24 protein-coding genes and 2 pseudogenes are annotated in these 21,144 nt (G+C 54.7%); 6 read left to right on the forward strand and 20 right to left on the reverse strand.

Annotated features, from left to right (window positions below):
* Window positions 1-64 precede the first annotated feature (64 nt).
* Window positions 65-709 carry a cation diffusion facilitator family transporter gene (locus tag N687_RS0104545; RefSeq protein ID WP_029420731.1) on the forward strand — a complete coding sequence of 215 codons (645 nt, stop codon included), beginning with the start codon at window positions 65-67 and terminating at the stop codon, window positions 707-709.
* Window positions 710-965: 256 nt separating this feature from the next.
* On the opposite strand, the gene N687_RS0104550 is transcribed toward N687_RS0104545, so the two are convergent.
* Entirely contained in the window at window positions 966-1,229 is a 264-nt protein-coding gene (locus tag N687_RS0104550) for a DUF5348 domain-containing protein (RefSeq protein ID WP_029420732.1), read from the reverse strand.
* Window positions 1,226-1,603, reverse strand: a complete 378-nt coding sequence (locus N687_RS0104555) for an ExeA family protein (protein WP_231493397.1) — start codon at window positions 1,601-1,603, stop codon at window positions 1,226-1,228. Before N687_RS0104555 ends, N687_RS0104550 begins: the two co-directional genes overlap by 4 nt.
* A 100-nt stretch (window positions 1,604-1,703) precedes the next feature.
* Between N687_RS0104555 and N687_RS0104560 the strand changes: the two genes are divergently transcribed.
* Together N687_RS0104560 and N687_RS0104565 are read left to right on the forward strand one after the other, a co-directional pair.
* Window positions 1,704-1,991, forward strand: a complete 288-nt coding sequence (locus N687_RS0104560) for a transposase (RefSeq protein WP_029419945.1) — start codon at window positions 1,704-1,706, stop codon at window positions 1,989-1,991.
* A gap of 11 nt (window positions 1,992-2,002) precedes the next feature.
* Window positions 2,003-2,857, forward strand: coding sequence for an IS3 family transposase (locus N687_RS0104565; RefSeq protein ID WP_035461954.1), 855 nt, complete (start codon window positions 2,003-2,005; stop codon window positions 2,855-2,857).
* Between the two features lie 75 nt (window positions 2,858-2,932).
* Here N687_RS0104565 and N687_RS0104570 read toward each other — a convergent pair whose 3' ends face one another.
* From N687_RS0104570 to N687_RS0104585, 4 genes are all read right to left on the reverse strand, one after another.
* The gene (locus N687_RS0104570; protein ID WP_029420734.1) at window positions 2,933-3,331 is read right to left on the reverse strand and encodes an ATP-binding protein; all 399 of its coding nucleotides are present in this window, start codon (window positions 3,329-3,331) and stop codon (window positions 2,933-2,935) included.
* Window positions 3,324-4,685, reverse strand: a complete 1,362-nt coding sequence (locus N687_RS0104575) for a DDE-type integrase/transposase/recombinase (RefSeq protein WP_029420735.1) — start codon at window positions 4,683-4,685, stop codon at window positions 3,324-3,326. The genes N687_RS0104570 and N687_RS0104575 overlap by 8 nt, the downstream gene beginning before the upstream one ends.
* A gap of 56 nt (window positions 4,686-4,741) precedes the next feature.
* Window positions 4,742-5,326 carry a DUF6431 domain-containing protein gene (locus N687_RS24620; protein WP_331280124.1) on the reverse strand — a complete coding sequence of 195 codons (585 nt, stop codon included), beginning with the start codon at window positions 5,324-5,326 and terminating at the stop codon, window positions 4,742-4,744.
* 2,234 nt (window positions 5,327-7,560) lie between these two features.
* A complete protein-coding gene (locus N687_RS0104585; RefSeq protein ID WP_029419937.1) occupies window positions 7,561-8,781 on the reverse strand; it encodes an IS110 family transposase in 1,221 nt (406 codons plus the stop codon).
* A gap of 654 nt (window positions 8,782-9,435) precedes the next feature.
* Between N687_RS0104585 and N687_RS22835 the strand changes: the two genes are divergently transcribed.
* On the forward strand, window positions 9,436-9,804 hold the full coding sequence (locus tag N687_RS22835; protein ID WP_029420736.1) for an ArsR/SmtB family transcription factor: 369 nt from the start codon (window positions 9,436-9,438) through the stop codon (window positions 9,802-9,804).
* Window positions 9,801-11,933, forward strand: coding sequence for a heavy metal translocating P-type ATPase (locus N687_RS0104595; protein WP_035462055.1), 2,133 nt, complete (start codon window positions 9,801-9,803; stop codon window positions 11,931-11,933). Before N687_RS22835 ends, N687_RS0104595 begins: the two co-directional genes overlap by 4 nt.
* A 46-nt stretch (window positions 11,934-11,979) precedes the next feature.
* Here N687_RS0104595 and N687_RS25405 read toward each other — a convergent pair whose 3' ends face one another.
* From N687_RS25405 to N687_RS0104620, 7 genes and pseudogenes are all read right to left on the reverse strand, one after another.
* Window positions 11,980-12,141 carry a zinc-ribbon domain-containing protein gene (locus N687_RS25405; protein ID WP_081841148.1) on the reverse strand — a complete coding sequence of 54 codons (162 nt, stop codon included), beginning with the start codon at window positions 12,139-12,141 and terminating at the stop codon, window positions 11,980-11,982.
* Complete coding sequence (locus N687_RS24625) at window positions 12,066-12,281, reverse strand: hypothetical protein (RefSeq protein WP_231493398.1); 216 nt, start codon at window positions 12,279-12,281, stop codon at window positions 12,066-12,068. Before N687_RS24625 ends, N687_RS25405 begins: the two co-directional genes overlap by 76 nt.
* A 75-nt stretch (window positions 12,282-12,356) precedes the next feature.
* Window positions 12,357-13,310, reverse strand: coding sequence for a cation diffusion facilitator family transporter (locus tag N687_RS0104605; RefSeq protein ID WP_035462056.1), 954 nt, complete (start codon window positions 13,308-13,310; stop codon window positions 12,357-12,359).
* Entirely contained in the window at window positions 13,294-13,656 is a 363-nt protein-coding gene (locus N687_RS20680) for an ArsR/SmtB family transcription factor (protein ID WP_051663541.1), read from the reverse strand. The genes N687_RS0104605 and N687_RS20680 overlap by 17 nt, the downstream gene beginning before the upstream one ends.
* A 513-nt stretch (window positions 13,657-14,169) precedes the next feature.
* Entirely contained in the window at window positions 14,170-14,763 is a 594-nt protein-coding gene (locus N687_RS20685; protein WP_051662943.1) for an IS3 family transposase, read from the reverse strand.
* A 21-nt stretch (window positions 14,764-14,784) separates the two neighbouring features.
* Window positions 14,785-14,984: pseudogene (locus tag N687_RS23700) on the reverse strand (IS3 family transposase); the annotation flags it as partial.
* Between the two features lie 50 nt (window positions 14,985-15,034).
* Window positions 15,035-15,322, reverse strand: coding sequence for a transposase (locus N687_RS0104620; protein WP_029420729.1), 288 nt, complete (start codon window positions 15,320-15,322; stop codon window positions 15,035-15,037).
* A gap of 167 nt (window positions 15,323-15,489) precedes the next feature.
* On the opposite strand from N687_RS0104620, the pseudogene N687_RS24630 reads away from it, so the two are divergent.
* Window positions 15,490-15,768: pseudogene (locus tag N687_RS24630) on the forward strand (DedA family protein); the annotation flags it as partial.
* Window positions 15,769-16,016: 248 nt separating this feature from the next.
* Here the strand turns inward: N687_RS24630 and N687_RS0104630 are convergent.
* The 7 genes from N687_RS0104630 to N687_RS0104660 all read right to left on the reverse strand — a co-directional run bounded on the left by N687_RS0104630 (window position 16,017) and on the right by N687_RS0104660 (window position 21,136).
* The gene (locus N687_RS0104630) at window positions 16,017-17,462 is read right to left on the reverse strand and encodes an MFS transporter (RefSeq protein WP_029420741.1); all 1,446 of its coding nucleotides are present in this window, start codon (window positions 17,460-17,462) and stop codon (window positions 16,017-16,019) included.
* Window positions 17,463-17,589: 127 nt separating this feature from the next.
* On the reverse strand, window positions 17,590-18,483 hold the full coding sequence (locus N687_RS0104635; RefSeq protein WP_081841152.1) for a cupredoxin domain-containing protein: 894 nt from the start codon (window positions 18,481-18,483) through the stop codon (window positions 17,590-17,592).
* Window positions 18,484-18,721: 238 nt separating this feature from the next.
* Window positions 18,722-19,387 (reverse strand): haloacid dehalogenase type II, encoded by a 666-nt coding sequence (locus tag N687_RS0104640; protein ID WP_051662945.1) that lies wholly within the window; start codon window positions 19,385-19,387, stop codon window positions 18,722-18,724.
* 28 nt (window positions 19,388-19,415) lie between these two features.
* The gene (locus tag N687_RS0104645) at window positions 19,416-19,976 is read right to left on the reverse strand and encodes a class I SAM-dependent methyltransferase (RefSeq protein ID WP_029420744.1); all 561 of its coding nucleotides are present in this window, start codon (window positions 19,974-19,976) and stop codon (window positions 19,416-19,418) included.
* A 145-nt stretch (window positions 19,977-20,121) separates the two neighbouring features.
* A complete protein-coding gene (locus N687_RS0104650) occupies window positions 20,122-20,517 on the reverse strand; it encodes a DUF302 domain-containing protein (RefSeq protein ID WP_029420745.1) in 396 nt (131 codons plus the stop codon).
* A 27-nt stretch (window positions 20,518-20,544) separates the two neighbouring features.
* Entirely contained in the window at window positions 20,545-20,862 is a 318-nt protein-coding gene (gene trxA / locus N687_RS0104655) for a thioredoxin (protein WP_029420746.1), read from the reverse strand.
* 13 nt (window positions 20,863-20,875) lie between these two features.
* Complete coding sequence (locus tag N687_RS0104660) at window positions 20,876-21,136, reverse strand: metal-sensitive transcriptional regulator (protein WP_029420747.1); 261 nt, start codon at window positions 21,134-21,136, stop codon at window positions 20,876-20,878.
* Between the last annotated feature and the right edge of the window lie 8 nt (window positions 21,137-21,144).

Below are 21,144 nucleotides of genomic sequence, written 5' to 3' on the forward strand. Positions count from 1 at the left end.
ATCATTACTTTGCAAAAACGATGGTATCCATGACCATCATCGCTAATCTGGGAGAGTGAATCCGATGTCTTCACACGCCGCTTCCGTGAAAAAAGGTGTCATCATTGAGCTTATTTCGGTTGTTTGGATGATCATTGAAGCAGGGGTCGCGATTGGTTCGGGTATCATTGCTCATGCTTTATCCTTGGTCGCCTTCGGTACAGACAGCGTAATCGAACTTATTGCGGGTGGGGTTTTGCTTTGGAGATTGACGATTGAAGCGAACAGGGTAAGCCTGGCACGGGTAAAACAGGCGGAAAAGGTGTCATCATGGGTTGTTGGGATTGCTTTGCTGATGCTTGCAGTCTACATCGTGGTGGCTTCCGTTGACAAGCTGTGGACACATCAAGGTGCGGAATCAAGTTATGTTGGTATCAGCTTAGCGATTGCTTCGGGTATCATCATGCCTTATCTATCCCGTGCCAAAAAACGGATTGGTTCTGAAATCGGCAGTAAGGCGTTACGCTCAGACGGGGCGTGCAGCATGGTCTGTGCTTATATGGCTTGGACCGTTCTGGGTGGCGTGGTCTTGACCGCATTGTTCGGCTGGTGGTGGGTTGATTCAATCGCTGCCTTGGCGTTGGTCTACTTCGTTGTCAAAGAAGGTTGGGAAGCCGTCCAAGAAGCACGTGGATACGAACATGCTTGCGGTTGTGGGCGTTGTCATTAAAGAACGACAGAACACAAATGAGTGGTACCACTCGCAAGGTGCATTATTACTGGATTATTATTAATTATCATGGAGGGTAAGAATAACTAGAGTGTCAAGATTCGTTACTGGGCGATTCACGATGATGACAGATTTGTTACAGCCAACGTATAATGGCCATAAGTTGACGGTGTTTGTTGTCCGGAAACTGGCGGATTCGGTGGCCATGGCGGATGAACGGGGCAACTCATCCGAGTTGCCCCGCTGCCACTGCAGTTTACACATAGATCTTGGCGTCGTAGGTTGCCGCTTTTCTTAACGTGAGCACCGTTGATTTGCCATCCGTCGACCCGGGAAAGATGATGCACCAACTGCCCGCCATGTCCATCTCCAGCCGTCCCCATACAAACTGCCTGCCTATTCGCAAACCAATCACTTCTCCACAGTGCAAAGACACGGAGTCGTCCCCACACTGAACCGAGAACCGGTCCGACTGTCTGTCGTAACGCAGGGTGCCGCGCTTTGCAGTTCGCCTGGTCATGTCAACTCCCCCTGTATGACCAGATTCACGATGTGATCATCAATGATCCGGTGCTTCGTCTGGGCACCGTACATGAGGCAGTGCGTGCACACCTTGTTGATCATGCGTGCTGCGCCACTGGAGAATCGATAAACCTCATCGATGGCCTTGTCCGAGAAAATATCGTGCTCGGCCCCGGCATAGGCCAGGTGACGTCGGATGTACTCACCGACCTCTGCCCGGTCGTAATACGGAAGCTTGCACTGTATGTCGATTCGTTGGCGGATGGCGGCGTACGCCTGGAGGTTTAGACGCTCCCAGAGTTCGCTCTGCCCGACCAGGATGAGCGCCATGGGGCTTTGCGCGTCCATGCGGAAGTTGAGCAGGAAGCGCACCTCCTCCAACATCTCTCGGTCGAGAAGATGAGCTTCTATACTTGCCCCAGAGTCAACCCAGACAGAAGGGATGGGTTAAGATGAAGCAGAGGTGTTTGTGATGCCGGGACGTAAGTGGACAGTGGACGAAAAGATGAACGTCGTGCTCGAGGGCATGATGCCCGGTGCGAACATCAGCGAGGTATGTCGGCGGCATGGCGTGGCCCAGAGTCTGTATTACAGGTGGCGTGAAGCGTTCCTGGCTGGTGGACGGGCTGGACTTCAGTCCGGACCCTCTACGAGGGAGCAGGAGCTGGAGAAGGAGTTGCAGGAGGCTCGGGCTAAGATCGGTGAACTTACGATGCAGGTGGATGTGTTGCGAAAAAAATCGAATTGGGGCCGGAAGTAAATAGCCGTTCTTTGGTCTGTCAGCTCGCCAAAGAAGGGTTTCCGGTCCCAGTGATTGCAAAAGCGTTAGGGCTGAACCGGACGTACTGTTACAGCTTGCTGAAGCCGCCTGTGCCAAAGCCGAACCGGCCTCCTGTGGACAAGGACGCTCTGGTCAAACAGTGGATTCGGAAACTGTGCGAAGAATTCCCCACGTACGGATACCGGCGAATCCAAGTCATGCTGCGTCGCCGATACAACCTGCGGGTGAACCATAAGCGGGTGTATCGGCTGATGAAGGAAATGGGGCTGCTGGTGAAATCTCCGAGGAAGGGCGCTTCACGAGCGAAACGGCGAGGGAAGATACCGGTCACCAGGTCCAACGAGCATTTCCAGTGCGACATGACGAAGGTGTGGTGTGGGAAAGACGGATGGGGATATCTGTTTGCCGTGATTGACGCTTATGACCGGGAGATTGTGGGGTACTCGTTTTCCCGGTTCTGCCGTACGGAGGACCTGCTGAAGGCTGTGGATATGGCGCTGAACTATCGCTTCCCGAATGGCGTTCAAGGTGCCGGTTTGACATTACGAACGGACAATGGCTGCCAGATGACGAGTCGACGGTTCATCGAAGCGATGAAGGCCTGCCAAATCAACCACGAGCGGACGGGGTACAACAACCCTGATGCTGACGGATACATCGAGCGATTCTTCCGGTCGCTGAAGGAGGAGGAGGTCTGGCTGCAGGAATACAGCAGCTTTGCCGAGGCGAAAGCGGCGATTGAGTCGTACATTCACTTTTACAACACGGACCGACCACATTCCGCACTAGGTTATCGCTCGCCGTTGGAATTCAGAAATTGGAAAATGCAACAAAACGCAGCGTGAGACGGTTTTTATCTGAATTGCAAGTCTCTCATTTCTCTCTTAAAAGCCATCCCATCTGTCTTGACAAAGTCGGGTTCAATACGCTTCGTCTACGACGCAAACGGGCTGCACGTGGTGAATGCCGCGCATGAGTTCTATCTCGCGATGCAATTGTCGCTTTGCGTCGCCGCGGTAGAACTTGGACTCACACCCGAGCTGCTCTAACAGTCCTTTGTAGAAGTGGCGAGGCGTGAGTTTCGAGTCTGACAGGTAGAGGACCTGGTACTTGGCACTATCCAGTGTCTCCGCAAAACGGCGAATGGTCGTGGTCTTTCCCGTTCCGCAGTCCCCGGTGACGACACAGAACAGTTGCCGCTGCGCCGCGTAGGAAAGCCGCCCCAGCGTGTCCTCCAACGATGGCGATGTGTAGAGCTCTCCGGCCGGAATGTTTCTGGCGAACGGGGTGTGCCTAAACTCGTAGAATGACTCAAACATCTCCCTTCACCTCGTTCCACGCGGAGGTGTAGGAGATGGCCCGTGCCTGTCTGTGTTGACGTTGCTCATGCTGTTTTTGCGCAGCGCCCAGCAGCCTGGAGGCGTCTGCTGGTTGGGGCCCCAAGTGTTCCGGCAACTTGGGTCGTTTGCCAGCCCGCTCACCGATGACCATGGGGCGAGCTTTCCACGGTTCATATCCCTCGTACTCGATGGTCACCTCGCTGATGTCTGCCGGATCGTAAATGACGTCCACCGTGCAACCGATGAACGACAACCCCACCTCATACTTCCGGTCCATGAAACTGATGCACCCGGATTTGTCCACTTTGCGCGTCTCGGCATGCAGGAACGCATTGGCGAGGACCTCCGGCTCGACAAATCGCAGCGCCTTACGGTCACTACGGTACGCCGTCTCTGGGCTTATGGACTGATTGTCTGTGGAAAGCGCGGCGTGCGGCTTGTTCTGGTAGCATTCCGACAGCCATACGGAGAACTTCTGATTCAGTTCTTCCAGTGTCTGCGGTTTGTCCAGGGCAATCTCGCTGAGAAATGAATCGACCGTCCGATTGAATTTCTCTACCTTGCCCTTACTCTCGGCAGCGTACGGCTTGGTGTAGAGGAGCCGTATCCCAAGCTTGGAACAGGTCCGGGCCATCCAACGGGTTCGGTACTGTTTTCCGTTGTCGAAGTACACAGAATCCGGGGCGCCGTATTTCTGGATGGCTTGGCGAAAACAATCTTCCACGATGGCCTGGTCGAGGGTGGGGTAGAACTCGGCATGGAGTACGTACCGCGTGGCGTCGTCCAGGAACACGACGAGGTAGACCTGTTTCCTTGCGCCGCCAGGCCCGATGGGCAGATACGGGCCGAACTTGATGTCCGACTGCCACAATTCATTTCGATGCCGACGCTGAAACCGGCGGGCGGCTGTACCGGTTGCGGCGTACATCCGCATCTGACGGGAGCTATACCCCCGCTCTGCCAACTTCTCCTGCAGGGTGCTGCGCTTGATCTGGCCCGGCTTTGCATACCCCTCCCACTCAAGGATCTGAATGATTTGGGAGATGCTGCGCGTGGGAACCTCCCGTCGCAGCAAGATGGCCTGTTCCAGAAGCGACTCCGGGATGGCGTCTGGTCTTTGATACACTTTGGCTTTTGGCTTGAGGCCCTCGAAACCTTCCTTGCGGTACTGGGCCAGATACCGACGAATGGTTCGTTCTGAGAGACCCGTTTGTGCGCAGATCTCAGCCCTGATCTGTCGCGCACGGCCTGCATCCAGGCCATCTGCAAGCAGCCGAGACAGCATCTGCACCCGATTTGCGGCGATTTCCTCCGCCTTCCTCGAATCTTTCATGCCAACCACCTCCATTTTGGTAGGGTCAGCATGAACGTACAGTGACGAGACGCGGATCAACACGCCGAACGGGTATGTCTCCACAAATGTAGATTTGCAATCGGTCGGACAGCACGCGCCAGCCAACCGGGATGATGCCCAACAACCCGTCCGATTCGATGGAGTGCGGTTTGTGGATGAGCGGACGAACTCTCCACAGTCCACTGGAAGCGGTCAGCGATGGACTCCAGGCAGCCGGCGGCATATGGGGCAAAGACCTCAAACCACTGACGCCAGCGCCGCAGCGTTGATTCCTCAACGCAGGCAGGCGTCGCCTTATCCGTGACAGCATCCTCAATGACCTGTGCCTCGTGGCGGCGATAGGGAACCAGAAAGCTTGGCAGTTCGTGGTGGATCTTGTTGCAATCCCGGCAGCGCAGTCGGCGGATGATGAGTTTTACCTTGTTGCCGGAACTCTGAACCCAGGTCCTTTTCCGACTCCCGATGACGCGAAGCTCACCTTGGCAACAAGGGCAGGGGACATTCTCCGCACTCCGGACAAAAAACACCGGCGGTGTGGCTTTCAACAAGCTTAAAGTTTGATATACTGACCATATCCGAGTGATGGGACGCCCCTTGTGATGCTGTTGGCGCAGCACCACGTAAAGAGGGGCGTCTTTCCTTTCCTAGGATACGGCCATTTTACTCAGCAATTTTCGGACAGGCAATAACGTCAGCTTTCGGCCATTTCGAGATGGCTAAAACACAGATTCATCAGGAGGCGAGGAAAGTTTCTACAAATTCGGGGACTATTTCGACTACACACCCAAGAATTAAAACAACCGATGTGACACCTTTCATCCGGTGTCCTCGGCGAATGATCCAATAAAGAGTTGACGGAGGCACGTGCCCCAGCACGACCTCCGTCCACCACACACGTGACTTCACAGAGTTCATTGTTCGCAAACTCATGTTCCCATGTCCACCAACCAAACGATCGCGAAAACACCGCTCCCGGTGAACACTCCGTAACTCCACACACGCTTTGTTCGCCACTAGCCCACACCGGGCCTACTGTAGACCCTCTCGGGATTTTCGACTGTCTGTGCTTCTCTCTCGAACTTGCCATGAACAACCCTCACAATCATGTTCGGCCCTTCCCTGTTCAGACGTCTCCTTGCAGGTACTATGGCCTCTGCTGACTTCTGCCGTTCAGCATCGCCTCATGACGATGGTTACCAGACTTGCTGGCGTACCGGCAGACCTCCCCGGGTAAGAGCGTTGTCTTTCCCTCCATATACCCGCCCCCTTTACTCTCGACAGCCTTCGGTAGCAAGGGCTTTGTCTTGTATGGCAGACTCACCCAACTGTCGCCAGCCTCACTTGGGGTTCGTGTCCCTCGGGCCGGAGGTTTGCCGCCGCCTTCCTTCAGATTCCACCTCGCGATGGACACCCTTGGCTTAAGCTAATGGCTACTGCTACCTTCACCATTCCCGACTTTCACCGTATAGACAACGCCCATGCCGGGCGCACAACGCGGAGCGAGGCTCCGACCACTTCGGAGCCTCGCTCATTTTCCGCGCCGTTACGCGGTTTTTCTGGAGCCACCTGTCGGATTCGAACCGACGACCTGCTCATTACGAGTGCGCGGATGTTGTTTTACTCCGTTGAAGCGAGGTGCAATGAGTCCAGTAATGGCAAGGATTTTTGGGTTTGTCTTGAACTGTGTTTGAGTCAGTTTTAGTGAGTTAGGCGCACAACAGGCGCACAAGGCGCACAAGTGGTCTGCCGGACAGAACGGTGCGGCTAAATTCTATACGTGGCACACCTGACGACGGACTGTGCCCGCTGATCCGAAACTCGGCAACTCTCCGCTCCTCACCGCTTTCGTAACTCTGTCCGCGACACCCACAGCATCCTCCTCGGTCGAATTTGAGACAATTATGCGGTCTCGACAGAGGGTTACGAGGTGTGCCCAGTTTGACGCTTGCGAAGTTCTTGAGCAGATACAAAATGACGCGGTCGGAAAACCCGCGCCGTCTGATGCACCCTGAGGAATTCGAACCCCCGCAATACGCGGTTTAGGAATTCTCGGTAGTTTGTTCGGCTGGTTATTCCTCGTGTTACTCAGTGCCGTTTCTCCCGGTAAACAATCAGTCCAACATCCACTGTGTTACCCCAATCATCCTTGTGCTGGACAGAACGGCAGAAGTTTGGGCAGAAGATCGGTAGAATCATTGCAATATCGCAGGCGCACGCGGTCACCATGATGACGCACTCACGACCACAATGTGTGTAAGATTGCTAACAAACCTCATCGGAATCGGCATGGTTATGTTGTAGTGTAAACTTGCACGGAACAATCCGTGCCATTGCTGAGGTATTGCCGGGGCCGCGTCACGCTTGCACTCTTGTGGAGGCTCCAGCCAGATTCGCACCGGCGAGTCGAGGTTTTGCAGTTCTCTGGCGGCCATTTCAACACGTTCATCAAGCCCATATGGTGCGGTCATGTCCGGTATCACGGGCAAAGTTGTACCGCGGTTGTCCATAGAATCCAGAATGGTCTACGACGTCCGATAGAAAAATATGGTAGAAGTCCCACGTCGCATCATACACAGTTCAATGTTCATCAAGTCGTCTTTCGCTGCGCTGGAAAACACCCTTCAGTGACGACGCCTCCTACCCCCTCTCCCGAACCCCGGCAACTCACCGCTCCCGCAGCTTCCGTAACTCTGCCCTCGACATCCACAGTACCCTCCTCGGTCTGGTTTGAGACCATTATCCGGCCTCGACCGGAGTTGCGAGGTATGGTGGATTTGACGCTACTGAGAAAATGGACAAAAAAGAGAATACTCCCTCTTGTGCAGTTCTCGAATGGTTATTTATGTATATTGATTCAGGAGGCTTCCCCAGTGATGACAACTTGTACGCCCAATTGCTTCAGCCGATGCACGTGGCGTCGAATCAACGTTTCTCGATTCTGCCGATCGTAGTAATCAGGTCCCAGGTCTTGATAGGCAACCTTGTGCTTAAGCAGGTGGTATACGATGACCAGCAGGGTGTGCGCCAGAGCGACCGCTGCACGTTTCGTTCCCCGGCGCGCAGCAATCCGGTGATATCGGGCGGAAAGGCGGGTGTTTTTGCCTCGGGCGGCAGCGCGTGCGCATTCGATCATCGTTTCTCGCAACCATCCGTCACCCTTGCGTGTTTTTCCACTGTATCGTTTTCCCGCACTCTCGTGGTTCCCGGGACACAGTCCTGCCCAGGATGCCAGATGCGCTGCGGTCGGAAACCGACTCATATCCGTCCCGACTTCCGCCACAATCATTTCTGCCGCCTTTCGCCCAACCCCCGGAATCCCCTCGAGACGCGCCAGGTCTTCTTCAAAAGGGCGCATCCGCCGCGCTATCTCGGCGCTCACTTCCTCGATTAACTCGTCTAACTCATCAATGTGTTGAAGCTGAATGGCCAGCAGCTTCCGCTGATGAGGACGCACAATGCCTTTGAGCGCCTGCTCAAGCTCCTTCGTCTTGTTCCGCAATCGGCCTTTCGCGAGAGCAGCCATGCTTTGTTCGTCGGTGTTCCCAGCGATGAGTTCTTCCAGCATCGCACGCCCGCTCGCACCGAGCACGTCCGAAGCGACCGATGCCAGCTTGATATTCGCGCCTTCTAGGACTTTTTGGAGTCGGTTCACTTCACTCGCACGCTCGCGAATGAGCGACTTCCGGTAACGAATCAACTCACGCAACTCTCGTTGCTCACGCGAGGGAATGTAGCTGCCCTTCAGAAGTCCATGTTGCAGAAGCTGCGCGATCCACTCCGCATCTTTGACATCGGTCTTACGCCCGGGTACCTGTTTGATGTGCTGTGCGTTCACTACAAGAATTTCAAGCCCCTGGTCCTCTAATAGGTTGTAAATCGGTTTCCAGTACACGCCGGTACTCTCCATCGCCACATGTGTGCAGCCGTGTTGGCGAATCCATTGGCACATCGCTTGGAGATCTTCCGTCATCGTGCCGAATGTGCGAATCTCTTTGCCTTCAGGGGTGAGTACACACGCAACAACCTTCTTCTTGTGCACATCCAGCCCGCAGCAACGTTCATGCACGACTTCCATTCCACGGGCACCTCCATCGAGCGAACAATCGCAACCGCGTGGCGACCGATGATCCGAATTCTACTGTGCGTGCATCCCGTAGGGGAGCGACAAACCGTGGTTCTCGAGGTCGCCGGCTCCGTCTTACGATCGGGCTTTATGCACCACCGTCAAACGAGCTCTGGCGGCTGCTGACGCGATCGTATCGCAATATCTCCTCATTTTCATGCTCCCGTGGCGTCGAAGTTCGACATGGATGTCTTACGTCTCAAGTGTGACGAAACTATGGACAGCCTGTTCCCCAAACGCCTGGCCCTCGGACACGCCTGCCGCTATCCGGCACTTCCAGCTCCATCCGGCCTAAGGCCACTTTACGCTTGCAGTTATACGTGACCGCCAGCTCTACTTCGACGTGCCTGCGCTTGACCGTCACGTGTCCGGTCAAATACCCCATCCCCTTCACATGCAACTCGCTTACACACCGCCTGCCAGAGGTGTCTAGTCTGGCACGCTCTTTCCATCGTACGGAACTCTGGTTTAGTCTGCACCGAGCAATGTACATTAGCTCACTTAACATGGATTGTCATCGGAAGCACGGATGGATACAATACTGTCAAACGGTCAAACTTATATTTGACTGAGGTGATACAGGTGTGCCCTGAACCTGAACTACGGCTGGAACAAGATGTTCCCGTATGTGAAGTCGATTGCGTCAACGAAGAAGCTGTGAATCAAATTAAATCCCTGTTACATTCAGTCCCCGACATGGTGCCAATTTTTAAGGCCTTGGCCGACGAAACACGTGCGAAAATCGTCTATGCACTCTACGAATCCGAACTCTGTGTGTGCGATGTCGCTGCGGTAATCGGAGCTAGTAAAGCGACCGCTTCGTACCATCTACGCTTACTAAGTCATATGGGGCTGGCCAAGTATCGAAGAGAAGGAAAGCTGGTGTTTTACCGATTGTCAGACTCGCACATCAAGAATCTCATCCGTGAAATCCTACATCATATGGATGAACGCCAAAGGGGTGACGCAGAGTGACCACGGAAGTGCAACAACTTCGTAAGAACAAAGCGGTATTCCGTGTCGAAGGAATCACCTGTCTAGACTGTGCCACCAAGTTCGAAAAGAACGTAGCGGCTCTCCCTGGCGTGACCAGGGCCGTCCTGAACCCAACTACGGGTAGACTGATCGTTGAGGGAAATGCGGACCTCGATAAAATTCGACAAGAAGGAAAAAAGGAAAACTACAGGATATTCCCGGAAAACGAACGCCCTGTAGCAGGAGCTACGGTCAAACAAATCAACGGGGATCTGATTCGGGCCATTCTGTCGGGGGTCTCCTTAGTTATCGGGTACGCATCGCAAAAACTCGGAGCACCCATGGAACTGTTCCTGCCTTTCTATATCGCTGCGATCGTCAGTGGTGGATGGGTAAACGCCAAAAAAGCGTTCTACTCCATACCCCGTCTTGACTTCAACATGAGTGTGCTGATGACTACGGCTGTCATTGGAGCCATGGCCATCGGCAAGTGGGAAGAAGGAGCGACGGTTGCTTTCCTGTATTCCATTTCCGAGTTGCTTGAAGCATGGAGTATGGAACGGGCAAGAAAGTCCATTCGTGATTTGATGGACATTACGCCAAAAATGGCCCGAATCAAACGTCCCACCGGTGATGTCGAAATTCCCGTAGACGAAGTTGAAGTCGGCGACATCATGATTATTCGTCCCGGCGAGAAGATTCCCATGGACGGCCGGATTCTCAAAGGCGAATCGGCGATCAACGAAGCGGCGATTACTGGTGAATCTGTCCCTGCTGAAAAGGGACCTGGCGCAGAAGTATTTGCAGGCACATTGAACACAACTGGATCACTTGAAATCGAGGTGACAAAGCGGGTCGAGGACACGACTATCGCAAAGATTATTCACCTCGTGGAGGAGGCTCAGACCCAACGGGCACCGACGCAGGCATTTGTAGATCGCTTCGCTAAGGTGTACACACCAATTGTACTAGCCTTAGCTGTAGGTATTACCTTCGTACCCCCTTTACTCCTCGGATATCACTGGGGTCCATGGGTTTATCGGGGGTTGGCGTTGTTGGTTGTATCGTGCCCGTGTGCCCTAGTGGTGTCCACGCCAGTGGCGATTGTTAGTGCCATCAGCAATGCTGCAAGAAATGGCGTGCTTGTCAAAGGTGGTATTTACTTGGAACAAGCCGGATCACTCCGAGCCATTGTGTTTGATAAGACGGGAACGCTCACGAAAGGAAAACCTGTTGTTACGGACGTGATTCCATTTGGTTCTCATTCGGAACTTGATCTTCTCCAGACTGCGGTCAAGCTGGAAGCAAGGTCTGAACATCCGCTGGCGAGGGCCATCGTGCGAGCAGGCGAAGAACATTCACTGGACACAACCGGCGTAGATGGTATTACTGCACTCCCTGGCCAGGGCGTTCAGGGAGCTATTGATGGGGATACGGTATACATCGGAAACCTTCGAATGTTCGACGAGCTTGGTTTAGCTTCCGAGGAAGTGTCCGCAAGGGTATCCGCCCTTCAGAGTGAAGGCAAGACAGTCATGGTCGTCGGCACCAAACAAGACTTTTTTGGCCTCATCGGTGTGGCCGATGAAATTCGTGAACTTACGTCAACTGTCATCGCTGATTTGAAAAGACTGGGCATTGCTCACACTATTATGCTGACCGGCGACAACCAAGCGACAGCAAGAGCAGTTGCTTCTGCAATCGGAATTGACGATTTTCGTGCCGAACTGCTACCGCAGGACAAAGTAGAGGCTTTGAAGGTGTTCCTTGACAAGTACGGCAAGGTCGCCATGGTCGGTGATGGTATCAACGACGCCCCAGCATTGGCGACTGCAACCATCGGTATCGCCATGGGTGGAGTTGGCACAGACACAGCGATGGAAACAGCGGACATCACGCTAATGGCCGACGATTTATCAAAGCTTCCGTTTACGATTCGTTTGAGCCGAGCGGCTTTGCGAATCATACGACAAAACATTTGGTTCTCGCTGGTCATAAAGTTCCTTGCGATACTTGCGGTCTTTCCAGGCTGGTTGACACTGTGGCTGGCAATTTTAGCCGATATGGGAGCATCCGTCTTGGTCACACTGAACGGAATTCGGCTGTTGGGTGTAAAAGCGAACGAATAACGAAGGGCCCCGTCGAATTGTGACGGGGCTCCTGTAAACTTTACACCTAAAGTTTCTGACCGCAAGTCGGGCAAAACGAAGCATTCAAAGCGACAGCACCGCCGCAGCTTAGGCAATACACTTGTTTGGGCTTTAGGCCCGTTCCACAATGGGTACAAAAATTGTTTGAGACATCGTTCTCGGTGCCGCAACTCGGGCATCGTAGCAAGGATACTGGGCGCCGATACGCAGGTGTATCTTCATAATAGTGGTGATCATGATACTCGTAATGATCTTCATGGTGACCGTGGTGATGATGGTCATCATGATGATCGTGGTGGCTATGATGGCCATCATGATGACGCCCATGGTGCCCTCCGTGATGCCTGTCATGATGTTCGCCAAAAAGTTCCCGGAAGAAATCAGACATTTGCAACACTCCTTTTAATGATGGTGATGGCCTTCGCTCGTAGCGCAAAACTCAGAATCATCGTGCGGATGTTCCCCATCTTCGGTTTGAATCGTCACATGACCGATACCCATGTGAACTAAGCGATGTTCTATGTCCCGTAAAACCTTCTGGCTATCACGGATGGTCATGTTGCCGTCCAGGACGATGTGACACGACAGGGCATTCTTACCACTGGTGATACTCCACACGTGTACGTCATGAACTTCTTGAACACCGGGTACAGCTTTGACTTCATCAACAACTGTGTGAAAGTCGATGCCCTTTGGCGTCCCCTCCATGAGAATACTTACGGTCTGTCGAACGATCCTCCAGGCACCAAACGCAATCAGCAAAGCGATCAGAACGCTGAGGATCGGGTCAACCACATACCACTTGGTCGCCAAGATGATAATTCCACCTACAATTACACCGGCGGACGCAGCCGCATCGCCAAGCATGTGGAGAACAGCGCTCTTTACATTGAGGTCCTCTTCCTTACGCATACCAAGACCCAAATACAGGTTCATCAAAAGCCCGACTCCAGCGCTGATAAACATCCACATTGGCGTAATCTCTTGCGGCTTCTGAAACCGACCGTATGCCTCCCATAAAATCCATAGCGTGATCAGAATCAGTGTAATTCCGTTAATGAACGCAGCAAGAATACCAGACCGGTAGTATCCATACGTCATCTTTTCGTTCGATGGTTTCTCACCCTGCTTCAGGGCAAACCAAGAGAGTCCGATAGCGGCGATGTCTGTTAATACATGCCCTGCATCCGAGAGTAGCGCCAGGCTGTGTGAAATCAAACCACCGATTACCTCGACAATTAGGATCAGCAGAGTCAGAAAAAACGCCCTTTTCATCTGACCAGCAGGGGCGTGCGAATGAAACACACCTCCATGACCGTGTCCGTGGCCAACACCGTGATCATGATCGTGAGCCATGTGTATTCTCCTTGTCTTCTTCAACGTGCGTAGCATGGTCAATTCCCATCTGCAAAAGTCCGGCGATGTGTGCGTCATCGCACGTGTAGTAAATCGTGTTCCCCTCTCTTCGACTTTTCACAATGCGCAAGGCTCGGAGATATCGCAGTTGATGCGATACCGCCGATTGTGTCATGCCAAGAACCTCGGCAAGGTCGCAAACACAAAGTTCACGTTTAGACAAATTGTGTAGAATGCGAATACGTGTCGGATCGGCCAAGGCCTTGAAGGATTCCGACAAGCTTTCCACTACGGCTTCGTCCAGTTGGCCAGGTAAACAATCGGCCACGGCATCCTGGTGGACCATCGACTCGCCGCAACGGTCGTCATCAATAGGAGTAGCCATGCTTAGTCACCACCTATATGAACAAATACTCATATAAGCATAGTATATACAAAACATGCGCTCGTCAAACATTCCCCTCAGACCGTCATTCTGCAGCATCACAGTGTTTGCCTCTCCCTGAATGATCGAGAGCGCTCATGGGCGTGGCAGACGCCGCTGTGGTTGCATAACTCTGACGTGAGTTAACCGCTCACCGAGGAGGAAAGCGTGATGCCACACTCTGATGTTGTGAAACTCCTTCAGGATTGCGTGGCCATGTGTGAAAGCACCAACGCGCATTGTCTACAGTGGCTCATCAACAACGCCACTAGATCGGAGTCAACTGCCGATTACAGCAAATTGATCGTAAAACATGTGTTGGCCCTTGAAGGCTGAACTGTGATAGGCACATCGTATTGAACCCGACTTTGTCAAGACAGATGGGATGGCTTTTAAGAGAGAGATGATAGACTTGCAATTCAGATACAAACCATCTCACGCTGCGTTTTGTTGCATTTTCCAGTTTCTGAATTCCAACGGCGAGCGATAACCTAGCGCGGAATGCGGTCGGTCCGTATTGTAAAAGTGAATGTACGACTCAATCGCCGCTTTCGCCTCGGCAAAGCTGCTGTATTCCTGCAGCCAGACCTCCTCCTCCTTCAGCGACCGGAAGAATCGCTCGATGTATCCGTCAGCATCGGGGTTGTTGTACCCGGTCCGCTCGTGGTTGATTTGGCAGTCCTTCATCGCTTGGATGAACCGTCGACTTGTCATCTGGCAGCCATTGTCCGTTCGCAATGTCAAACCGGCACCTTGAACGCCGTTCGGGAAGCGATAGTTCAGTGCCATATCCACAGCCTTCAGCAGGTCCTCCGTCCGGCAGAACCGGGAAAACGAGTACCCCACAATCTCCCGGTCATAAGTATCAATCACGGCAAACAGATATCCCCAGCCGTCTTTCCCACACCACACCTTCGTCATGTCGCACTGGAAATGCTCGTTGGACCTGGTGACCGGTATCTTCCCTCGCCGTTTCGCTCGTGCAGCGCCTCGCCTCGGAGATTTCACCAGCAGCCCCATTTCCTTCATCAACCGGTACACCCGCTTATGGTTCACCGCACGTTGTATCGGCGACGCAGCATGACTTGGATTCGCCGGTATCCGTACGTGGGGAATTCTTCGCACAGTTTCCGAATCCACTGTTTGACCAGAGCGTCCTTGTCCACAGAAGGCCGCTTCGGCTTTGGCACAGGCGGCTTCAGCAAGCTGTAACAGTACGTCCGGTTCAGCCCTAATGCTTTTGCAATCACTGGGACCGGAAAGCCTTCTTTGGCGAGCTGACAGACCAAAGAACGGCTATTTACTTCCGGCCCCAATTCGATTTTTTTCGCAACACATCCACCTGCATTGTAAGTTCACCGATCTTAGCCCGAGCCTCCTGCAACTCCTTCTCCAACTCCTGCTCCCTCGTAGAGGGTCCGGACTGAAGCCCAGCGCGTCCACCAGCCAGGAACGCTTCACGCCACTTGTAATACAGACTCTGTGCCACGCCATGCCGCCGACATACCTCGCTGATGTTGGCACCGGGCATCATGCCCTCGAGCACGATGTTCATCTTCTCGTCCACTGTCCACTTACGTCCCGGCATCATAAACACCTCTACTTCATCTTAACCCATCCCTTCTGTCTGGGTTGACTCTGGGGTGAGTATATGCCCACTACGGGTACGCCGGCGTGTTCTTCATTCTGTTGGTGGAGAACATCGGGATTCCTTTCCCGGCGGAGACGACGCTCACCATCGCCGGATTCGAGTGGATGAGGGGCGCCTTCTCACTCGTACCTCTCCTCCTTGCCGCCACTTTTGGCAACGTGGTGGGTTCGACCATTGGGTATGGAATTGGGTACTTCCTCGGACGGCCGGTGATTGTGCGGTTGGGACGCTATGTCGGGATTACGTCAGAGAAACTGGAAGCGGCCGACCAGAAATTCGCCAGATACCGGGGTACCCTGGTCCTGTTCGGGAAGTTCATCGCCGGCATCCGTATCCTCGTACCGTACTTGGCTGGTATCAACCGCATGCCGTTTGTCGTGTTCTCCGCCTACAATGCCGTCAGCGCTCTGGTGTGGGCAGGGTTTTTCATCATCGTCGGGCGTTATGGAGGTGGCTTGGTCTCATTACCACGAGGTGATGCACCAGTACCTGCTGCCTATCATCGTTGTGGCTGTGGTTGGGGCGGGCATCGTGATGGCCGTAAAGGTGCGGAGCAGGCGAAGGTCGAAGGCGTAGGCAGGGCCGAGGAGGAGTGCGACTGGCCGTTCAACCTGCTATGGCTCACCCAGGCTCACGAGCCTCGCCGTGCGACGGACAAGAGCACGGTCAACCCGGCCACGCAGGCGGTGACGAGAAACGCCCCGTGGAACGCATGCACCATCGCCCAAGTTGGGGCGACCTTCTCGTCGGCAACCCCCTGAAGATCCAAGAATAGCTGATAGCAAAGACCGCCGAGCGTCACCCCAAGTCCCATGCCGAGCGTTCTCGACATGTTCAGGATGCCTCCGGCGACACCGAGACGGTTGGCGGGGGCACTGCCCATCACGCTGCTGTTGTTGGGCGGTGTGAACACGCCAATTCCCAAGCCCACGAGAAACAACCCGATGACGAGCAGCAGCCGTTGCATTCCTGCCCCCATCCCTGACAGACACAGGCTTCCTGCACAAGCAGCCGTCATTCCCAACACCGTGGGCATCCGGGTACCGTACCTGTCCGCCAAGGCCCCGGAGACGGGGGTGAACAGCGTCATCCCAATCGGCACGATCGTTAAATACAGGCCCGAGCGAAGGCTGTCCATGTGCTCGACGTTATCGAGATAAAAGGGGGTGAGCAGCAGCACCGCATACATCACGGTGAACGACAGGACCCCGGTCAGACTCCCGAGCGTGAAGGTTTTGTTGCGAAACAGACCGAGATCCACAATCGGGAATGGTGTACGCCGCTCTAACACCAAAAAACCAACACCGGCCAGTACCAACACGACGTAACTCGCCACCACCAAGGGCGACGTCCACCCTTCTTTCACCCCCATGTTCAAGACGTAAATCAGCGCCACGAGAGTGGGAATCAACAGTACCGCCCCGGCAAAATCGAATCGCTCCCGTTTCGCAGGCACCTTATCCCGTGGCAACAGCAGAATCCCCAACACCGTGCCCACCAGGCCGACCGGCAGGTTCACGAAGAAAATCCACCGCCAATCGAGAAATGAAATCAGCGCCCCGCCGATGGCGGGACCCAGGCTCAACCCAATACCTTGCGCACTCGCTTGAAACCCGATGGCCCGTCCCCGCTGTTCCGGCGGCGTGGCGGCGGTGATGATGGCGACACTGTTCGCCTGAAGCATGGCGGCTCCCACCGCCTGCAGCACCCTGGCGCCAAGCAAAAACGGCAATGAGAAGGCCAGACCGCACAATAGCGATCCGACGATGAACACGGTAAAGCCAAGTGCGTACATCCAGCGGCGTCCCATCATGTCGGCCAAACGTGCGCATGGGACGACGAGCCCCGCCAAGGTGAGCAGATACGCCAAACTGACCCATTCAACGACGTGCATGCGTACACCGAAGTGCTGTTTGAGCACCGGCAGGGCAATATTGATGATGCTGGCGTCCAGCGCCGCCATGAACGCCCCGATGCATACGGTCCCGACCACGAACCGGTGATACCCTGGACGATGCCGGATGGCCCGGAGAGGTAGCATCTCCAATACATGATGACCCGATCCGTTTGACGGCACGGTATCCCTCCCTCGCCGGGTTTGATAGGAAAATCATACCCAAGGGCAGGGAGGCCAATCAAACCAAAGGCCCCGCCAACATCAGGTGCGGCGAGGCCCGTTAGCGTTCGCTTTCAGCTCTTTTTCCTTAAGGATTGACGGTGATGTTGCCCGCCATGTACCCGTCGTGGCTCATGGCCCAGCCGTTTCCATCACACTGGATGGTGCACAGCCAGTGGAAGGTGCCGGCTTTCTCGGGCGTAAAGGTGAAGGTGGTGGTTTTCGGCACCCCGTCCCTTTTCGCTCCCTGAATCACCTGGTTGAGGTTCAAATCCGGAGCGGTGATGGAGTGCTGGCCCGTGTCAAAGTTCTCCACCGTCACCTGAACCGGAATTCCCTGTTGCACCGTGAAGTTAGCCGGTGAGAACGAATCGTGCAGTTTCCCATCTGCCGAAGCGTACTGCAACCCGTCCTTGATGGTCAGATACACATACTGCTTGTCGGCGAATGGAACGACGTGGATGGTGCCCTGCATGTACCCTTCATGCGTCATGGCCCAATCCTGGTTGTCGCCATCGCAGGGGTCCATGCACTGCCACTTGAAGTCCCCTGCCTTGGTCGGCGTAAAAGTCACCGTCGTAACCGCCGGGACGCCTTTCTTGGTGGACCCTTTCGCCTGCAGGTTCAATCCGAGGTCCGAGTTGGTCAGCGTGTGGCTGCCTCCATCGTAGTTGTACACCGTCAGCGTCACGGGCACTCCCTGCACCACCGTGAAATCCGGGTCCGTGTAGGTATCGTGCATCTTACCGTCAGGGCCGAGGCGCCCGCCAGGTAAAATCGTGAGTGTCACCGTCTGCGACTTCAAGGCCGGACTTTCAGGTTGCGAGGATAGGTTTGTATTGGAAGTGCCATTACTGACTGCTTGCGTCGGGCTCGTGGTTGGGTTCGTCTGATTCGCAGAACTTGGCTGTGCTGTGTTTGCACCACACCCCGCAAGGATTGCCGCTGTCAATGCAACTCCCGCCCAGACCATCTTCTTCATGGTTTTCGCCCCCTCTGCATGAGCCAAGGAAGCAAGTCGGCACTGGATGGTTTGCGTTCCGTGCGTTCATCACCGGCGCTCCCTTAGACACATTTCAGTTTAGGGGCTTACGTTTTGTAACATCAGGCCGATCCGAATCATTCTGTATGGAAAACGGACTAGTACGGACGGTCCATTTGAGGAGATGGTCGTTCACGAATGTGGTCAGCGGAGATACTCGATACCCGAATGCGGTGTCTTATTGGCTTATCACATGGTGAGCAAGTTGCAACAGATCATCTGCGACGTAGTCCGGTTGCACTCCCAATTCTTCATGTGTCTGCCGCTGCCGATTCACCCAGGCCACCGTGAACCCAAACGACTTCGCACCAGCGACATCCCAGCCGTTGGACGAGACAAACAAAATCTCTTCCTTCTGAAGATGGAGCGTGCGAGTCACCAGCTCATAAACCCTCGGGTCCGGTTTGTACGTCTTCACCAAATCGACACTCAGCACATGCGCAAACAGGGATTGCAGACCCGCATGGTGCACCACCACCTGCAACATGCGCTCCGTCCCGTTCGACAGAATGGCAAGCGGCCGAGGGTGAAACACCCGCAATGCGGCCGGTACTTCTGGAAAAGGGGTGAGGTGCAAATACACCGACAGCAACGACTTCAGTGTCTTCTCGTCATACCACAGTCCCAAGTGATTCAACGTATACTTCAGCGCATCTTCAGTCACCCGCTCGAAGTCCTGGTACCGGCCCATTAACGCACGCAGCCATGTGTACTCGAGCTGTTTTTGTCGCCAAATTTGAATGATCTGTGTGCCGTATCCCGGAAAAGCGGTCTCACAGGCCGCCACAACCGAATGGACGTCGAACAACGTTCCATATGCATCGAACACAACGGCTCGGATCACGGTCACCGCTCCCCACTCGCTCGGTTCATCACCGTCGGGCTAAGATGATGTAGTGATACGGATTCGGCTGCCAACATTTGGTGTGAAATCCGGCATCCTCAACCAGACTCGTCAACTCAGCCATGTCGATCCGCTCACTCACCGGCGGCCCCATGTCCATGGACTTTTTCTCCCACTCGATGACCATTAGCCTGCCCTCGGGTTTGAGCAGTCGGTTAAACTCGGCAAGCGTCTGCTTTAGGTCATCGACTTCGTGTAGCACAAATGCACACAGCATGCGGTCCACACTGGCGTCTGGCAACGGGATGTGTTCTGCGGCAGCCTGGATGGACTCGACATTGCATACCCCTGCCTCTGCGGCACGCCTAGCCAGGAGGTCGAGCATCTCCGCCGACACGTCCACACCGTACACCGCACGACTCATCTGGGCGAGGGGAAGACTAAAATACCCCGGCCCGCACCCGATATCTGCGACCACATGCGACGGTTCGACGCCCAGACGCTCCAGAATCGTCTCCGGCGGTAACAGCTTTTGACGCTCCTCATTCAGCAGCCTTTCCACATGCTTCGGATTAAATCGGTGTCCCATCTATACCACCACACTTTCTCCACCCATCGACCGCATAACCCGTACCCGCACCGTTGAACGTTGACGTCCTTTCACACCCATTCTATGTACCGAATGGAGCCAGAAGAGCACCTCCTGGCTCCCGGTGACAACCTCATCCGGCCATTCAGCCTGCCGCCTCGTCCACCGCCTCTTTCAACGCCGCTTCCACCCGCTGTGCCGTCTCCATGAGGCCTTCATCCCCGATCACGCCCATGAGCACCGTCGGCTTCGGCAGACCGATGACCGTTTTCCCCTCATGCTCGTACACCACGACCTTACACGGGAGGAAGTACCCCACCATCGGGTTTTGGGTCAGGACCTGCTTGGCTTCATTCGGATTGCAAACTTCGAGCACCCGGTACGGTTTGTCGAATTCGACGCCCTTCTCCTTCAGCTTCGACGGGATGTCCATCTGCCACAGAACGCTGAACTTGCGGTCCTTCAGCGCCGCCTCGAGCGCCGCAACCGCCTCGTCCAGGCTCTTTTCCGTGGTGGCACTGTAGTGAAACTCCTGTTCCATATTCCCCCACGCTCCTTCGAATCGGATTTACAGCACGTCCGCCAGTTGGCTCACCAGTGTCCCTTTCGGCATGTATCCCACGAGCTGCTTCAACGGCCGGCCGTTGCGGAACAGAATCATCGTCGGGATGCTCATGATCCCATACGCTCCCGCCGTCCTCGGGTTCTCATCGACATTCAGTTTTGCCACCACAAGTCGATCCCCCGCCTCATCCGACAACTCCTCCAACACGGGCGCCATCATCCGGCACGGCCCGCACCACGCCGCCCAAAAATCGACCAACACCGGCTTGTCCCCTTGGATCACACTCGCAAAGTTCTGATCCGTTACCTGTACCGTGGCCATACTTTCATCCTCCTCATCGGCTTTTCATCAACAGCTCAATCGCTTCCCGAATCACCTTGTCGGCACTCCCGCCGCCGGCGACCTCCTCCCGGATGCACTGCTCCATGTTCTCTCCGACGACGTACATGATCACCCGGTCCACCGCCGCCCGAATGGCCGACAACTGCGTCACGACCTCTTTGCACGACTTGCCCTGCTCCATCATCTGGAGCACGCCCCGCACCTGGCCTTCAATCCGGCGCAGCCGGTTCTTCATCCGATCGGTGTACTCCATGGAGATTC

Origin of the sequence: Alicyclobacillus macrosporangiidus CPP55 (assembly GCF_000702485.1) — a bacterium.
Taxonomy (GTDB): Bacteria; Bacillota; Bacilli; order Alicyclobacillales; family Alicyclobacillaceae; genus Alicyclobacillus_H; species Alicyclobacillus_H macrosporangiidus_B.

Excerpts from the sequence above, each read along its gene's own strand:
- N687_RS0104570 (WP_029420734.1), bottom strand. The coding sequence starts at position 3,331 with ATGTTTGAGTCATTCTACGAGTTTAGGCACACCCCGTTCGCCAGAAAC.
- N687_RS0104550 (WP_029420732.1), bottom strand. The coding sequence starts at position 1,229 with ATGACCAGGCGAACTGCAAAGCGCGGCACCCTGCGTTACGACAGACAG.
- N687_RS24625 (WP_231493398.1), bottom strand. The coding sequence starts at position 12,281 with ATGGGCGTCATCATGATGGCCATCATAGCCACCACGATCATCATGATG.
- N687_RS0104620 (WP_029420729.1), bottom strand. The coding sequence starts at position 15,322 with ATGCCGGGACGTAAGTGGACAGTGGACGAGAAGATGAACATCGTGCTC.
- N687_RS0104650 (WP_029420745.1), bottom strand. The coding sequence starts at position 20,517 with ATGGAACAGGAGTTTCACTACAGTGCCACCACGGAAAAGAGCCTGGAC.
- N687_RS0104635 (WP_081841152.1), bottom strand. The coding sequence starts at position 18,483 with ATGAAGAAGATGGTCTGGGCGGGAGTTGCATTGACAGCGGCAATCCTT.
- N687_RS0104660 (WP_029420747.1), bottom strand. The coding sequence starts at position 21,136 with ATGGAGTACACCGATCGGATGAAGAACCGGCTGCGCCGGATTGAAGGC.
- N687_RS20685 (WP_051662943.1), bottom strand. The coding sequence starts at position 14,763 with ATGAAGGAAATGGGGCTGCTGGTGAAATCTCCGAGGCGAGGCGCTGCA.
- trxA (WP_029420746.1), bottom strand. The coding sequence starts at position 20,862 with ATGGCCACGGTACAGGTAACGGATCAGAACTTTGCGAGTGTGATCCAA.
- N687_RS0104645 (WP_029420744.1), bottom strand. The coding sequence starts at position 19,976 with ATGGGACACCGATTTAATCCGAAGCATGTGGAAAGGCTGCTGAATGAG.
- N687_RS20680 (WP_051663541.1), bottom strand. The coding sequence starts at position 13,656 with ATGGTCCACCAGGATGCCGTGGCCGATTGTTTACCTGGCCAACTGGAC.
- N687_RS0104575 (WP_029420735.1), bottom strand. The coding sequence starts at position 4,685 with ATGAAAGATTCGAGGAAGGCGGAGGAAATCGCCGCAAATCGGGTGCAG.
- N687_RS0104585 (WP_029419937.1), bottom strand. The coding sequence starts at position 8,781 with ATGGAAGTCGTGCATGAACGTTGCTGCGGGCTGGATGTGCACAAGAAG.
- N687_RS0104560 (WP_029419945.1), top strand. The coding sequence starts at position 1,704 with ATGCCGGGACGTAAGTGGACAGTGGACGAAAAGATGAACGTCGTGCTC.
- N687_RS0104545 (WP_029420731.1), top strand. The coding sequence starts at position 65 with ATGTCTTCACACGCCGCTTCCGTGAAAAAAGGTGTCATCATTGAGCTT.
- N687_RS0104605 (WP_035462056.1), bottom strand. The coding sequence starts at position 13,310 with ATGGCTCACGATCATGATCACGGTGTTGGCCACGGACACGGTCATGGA.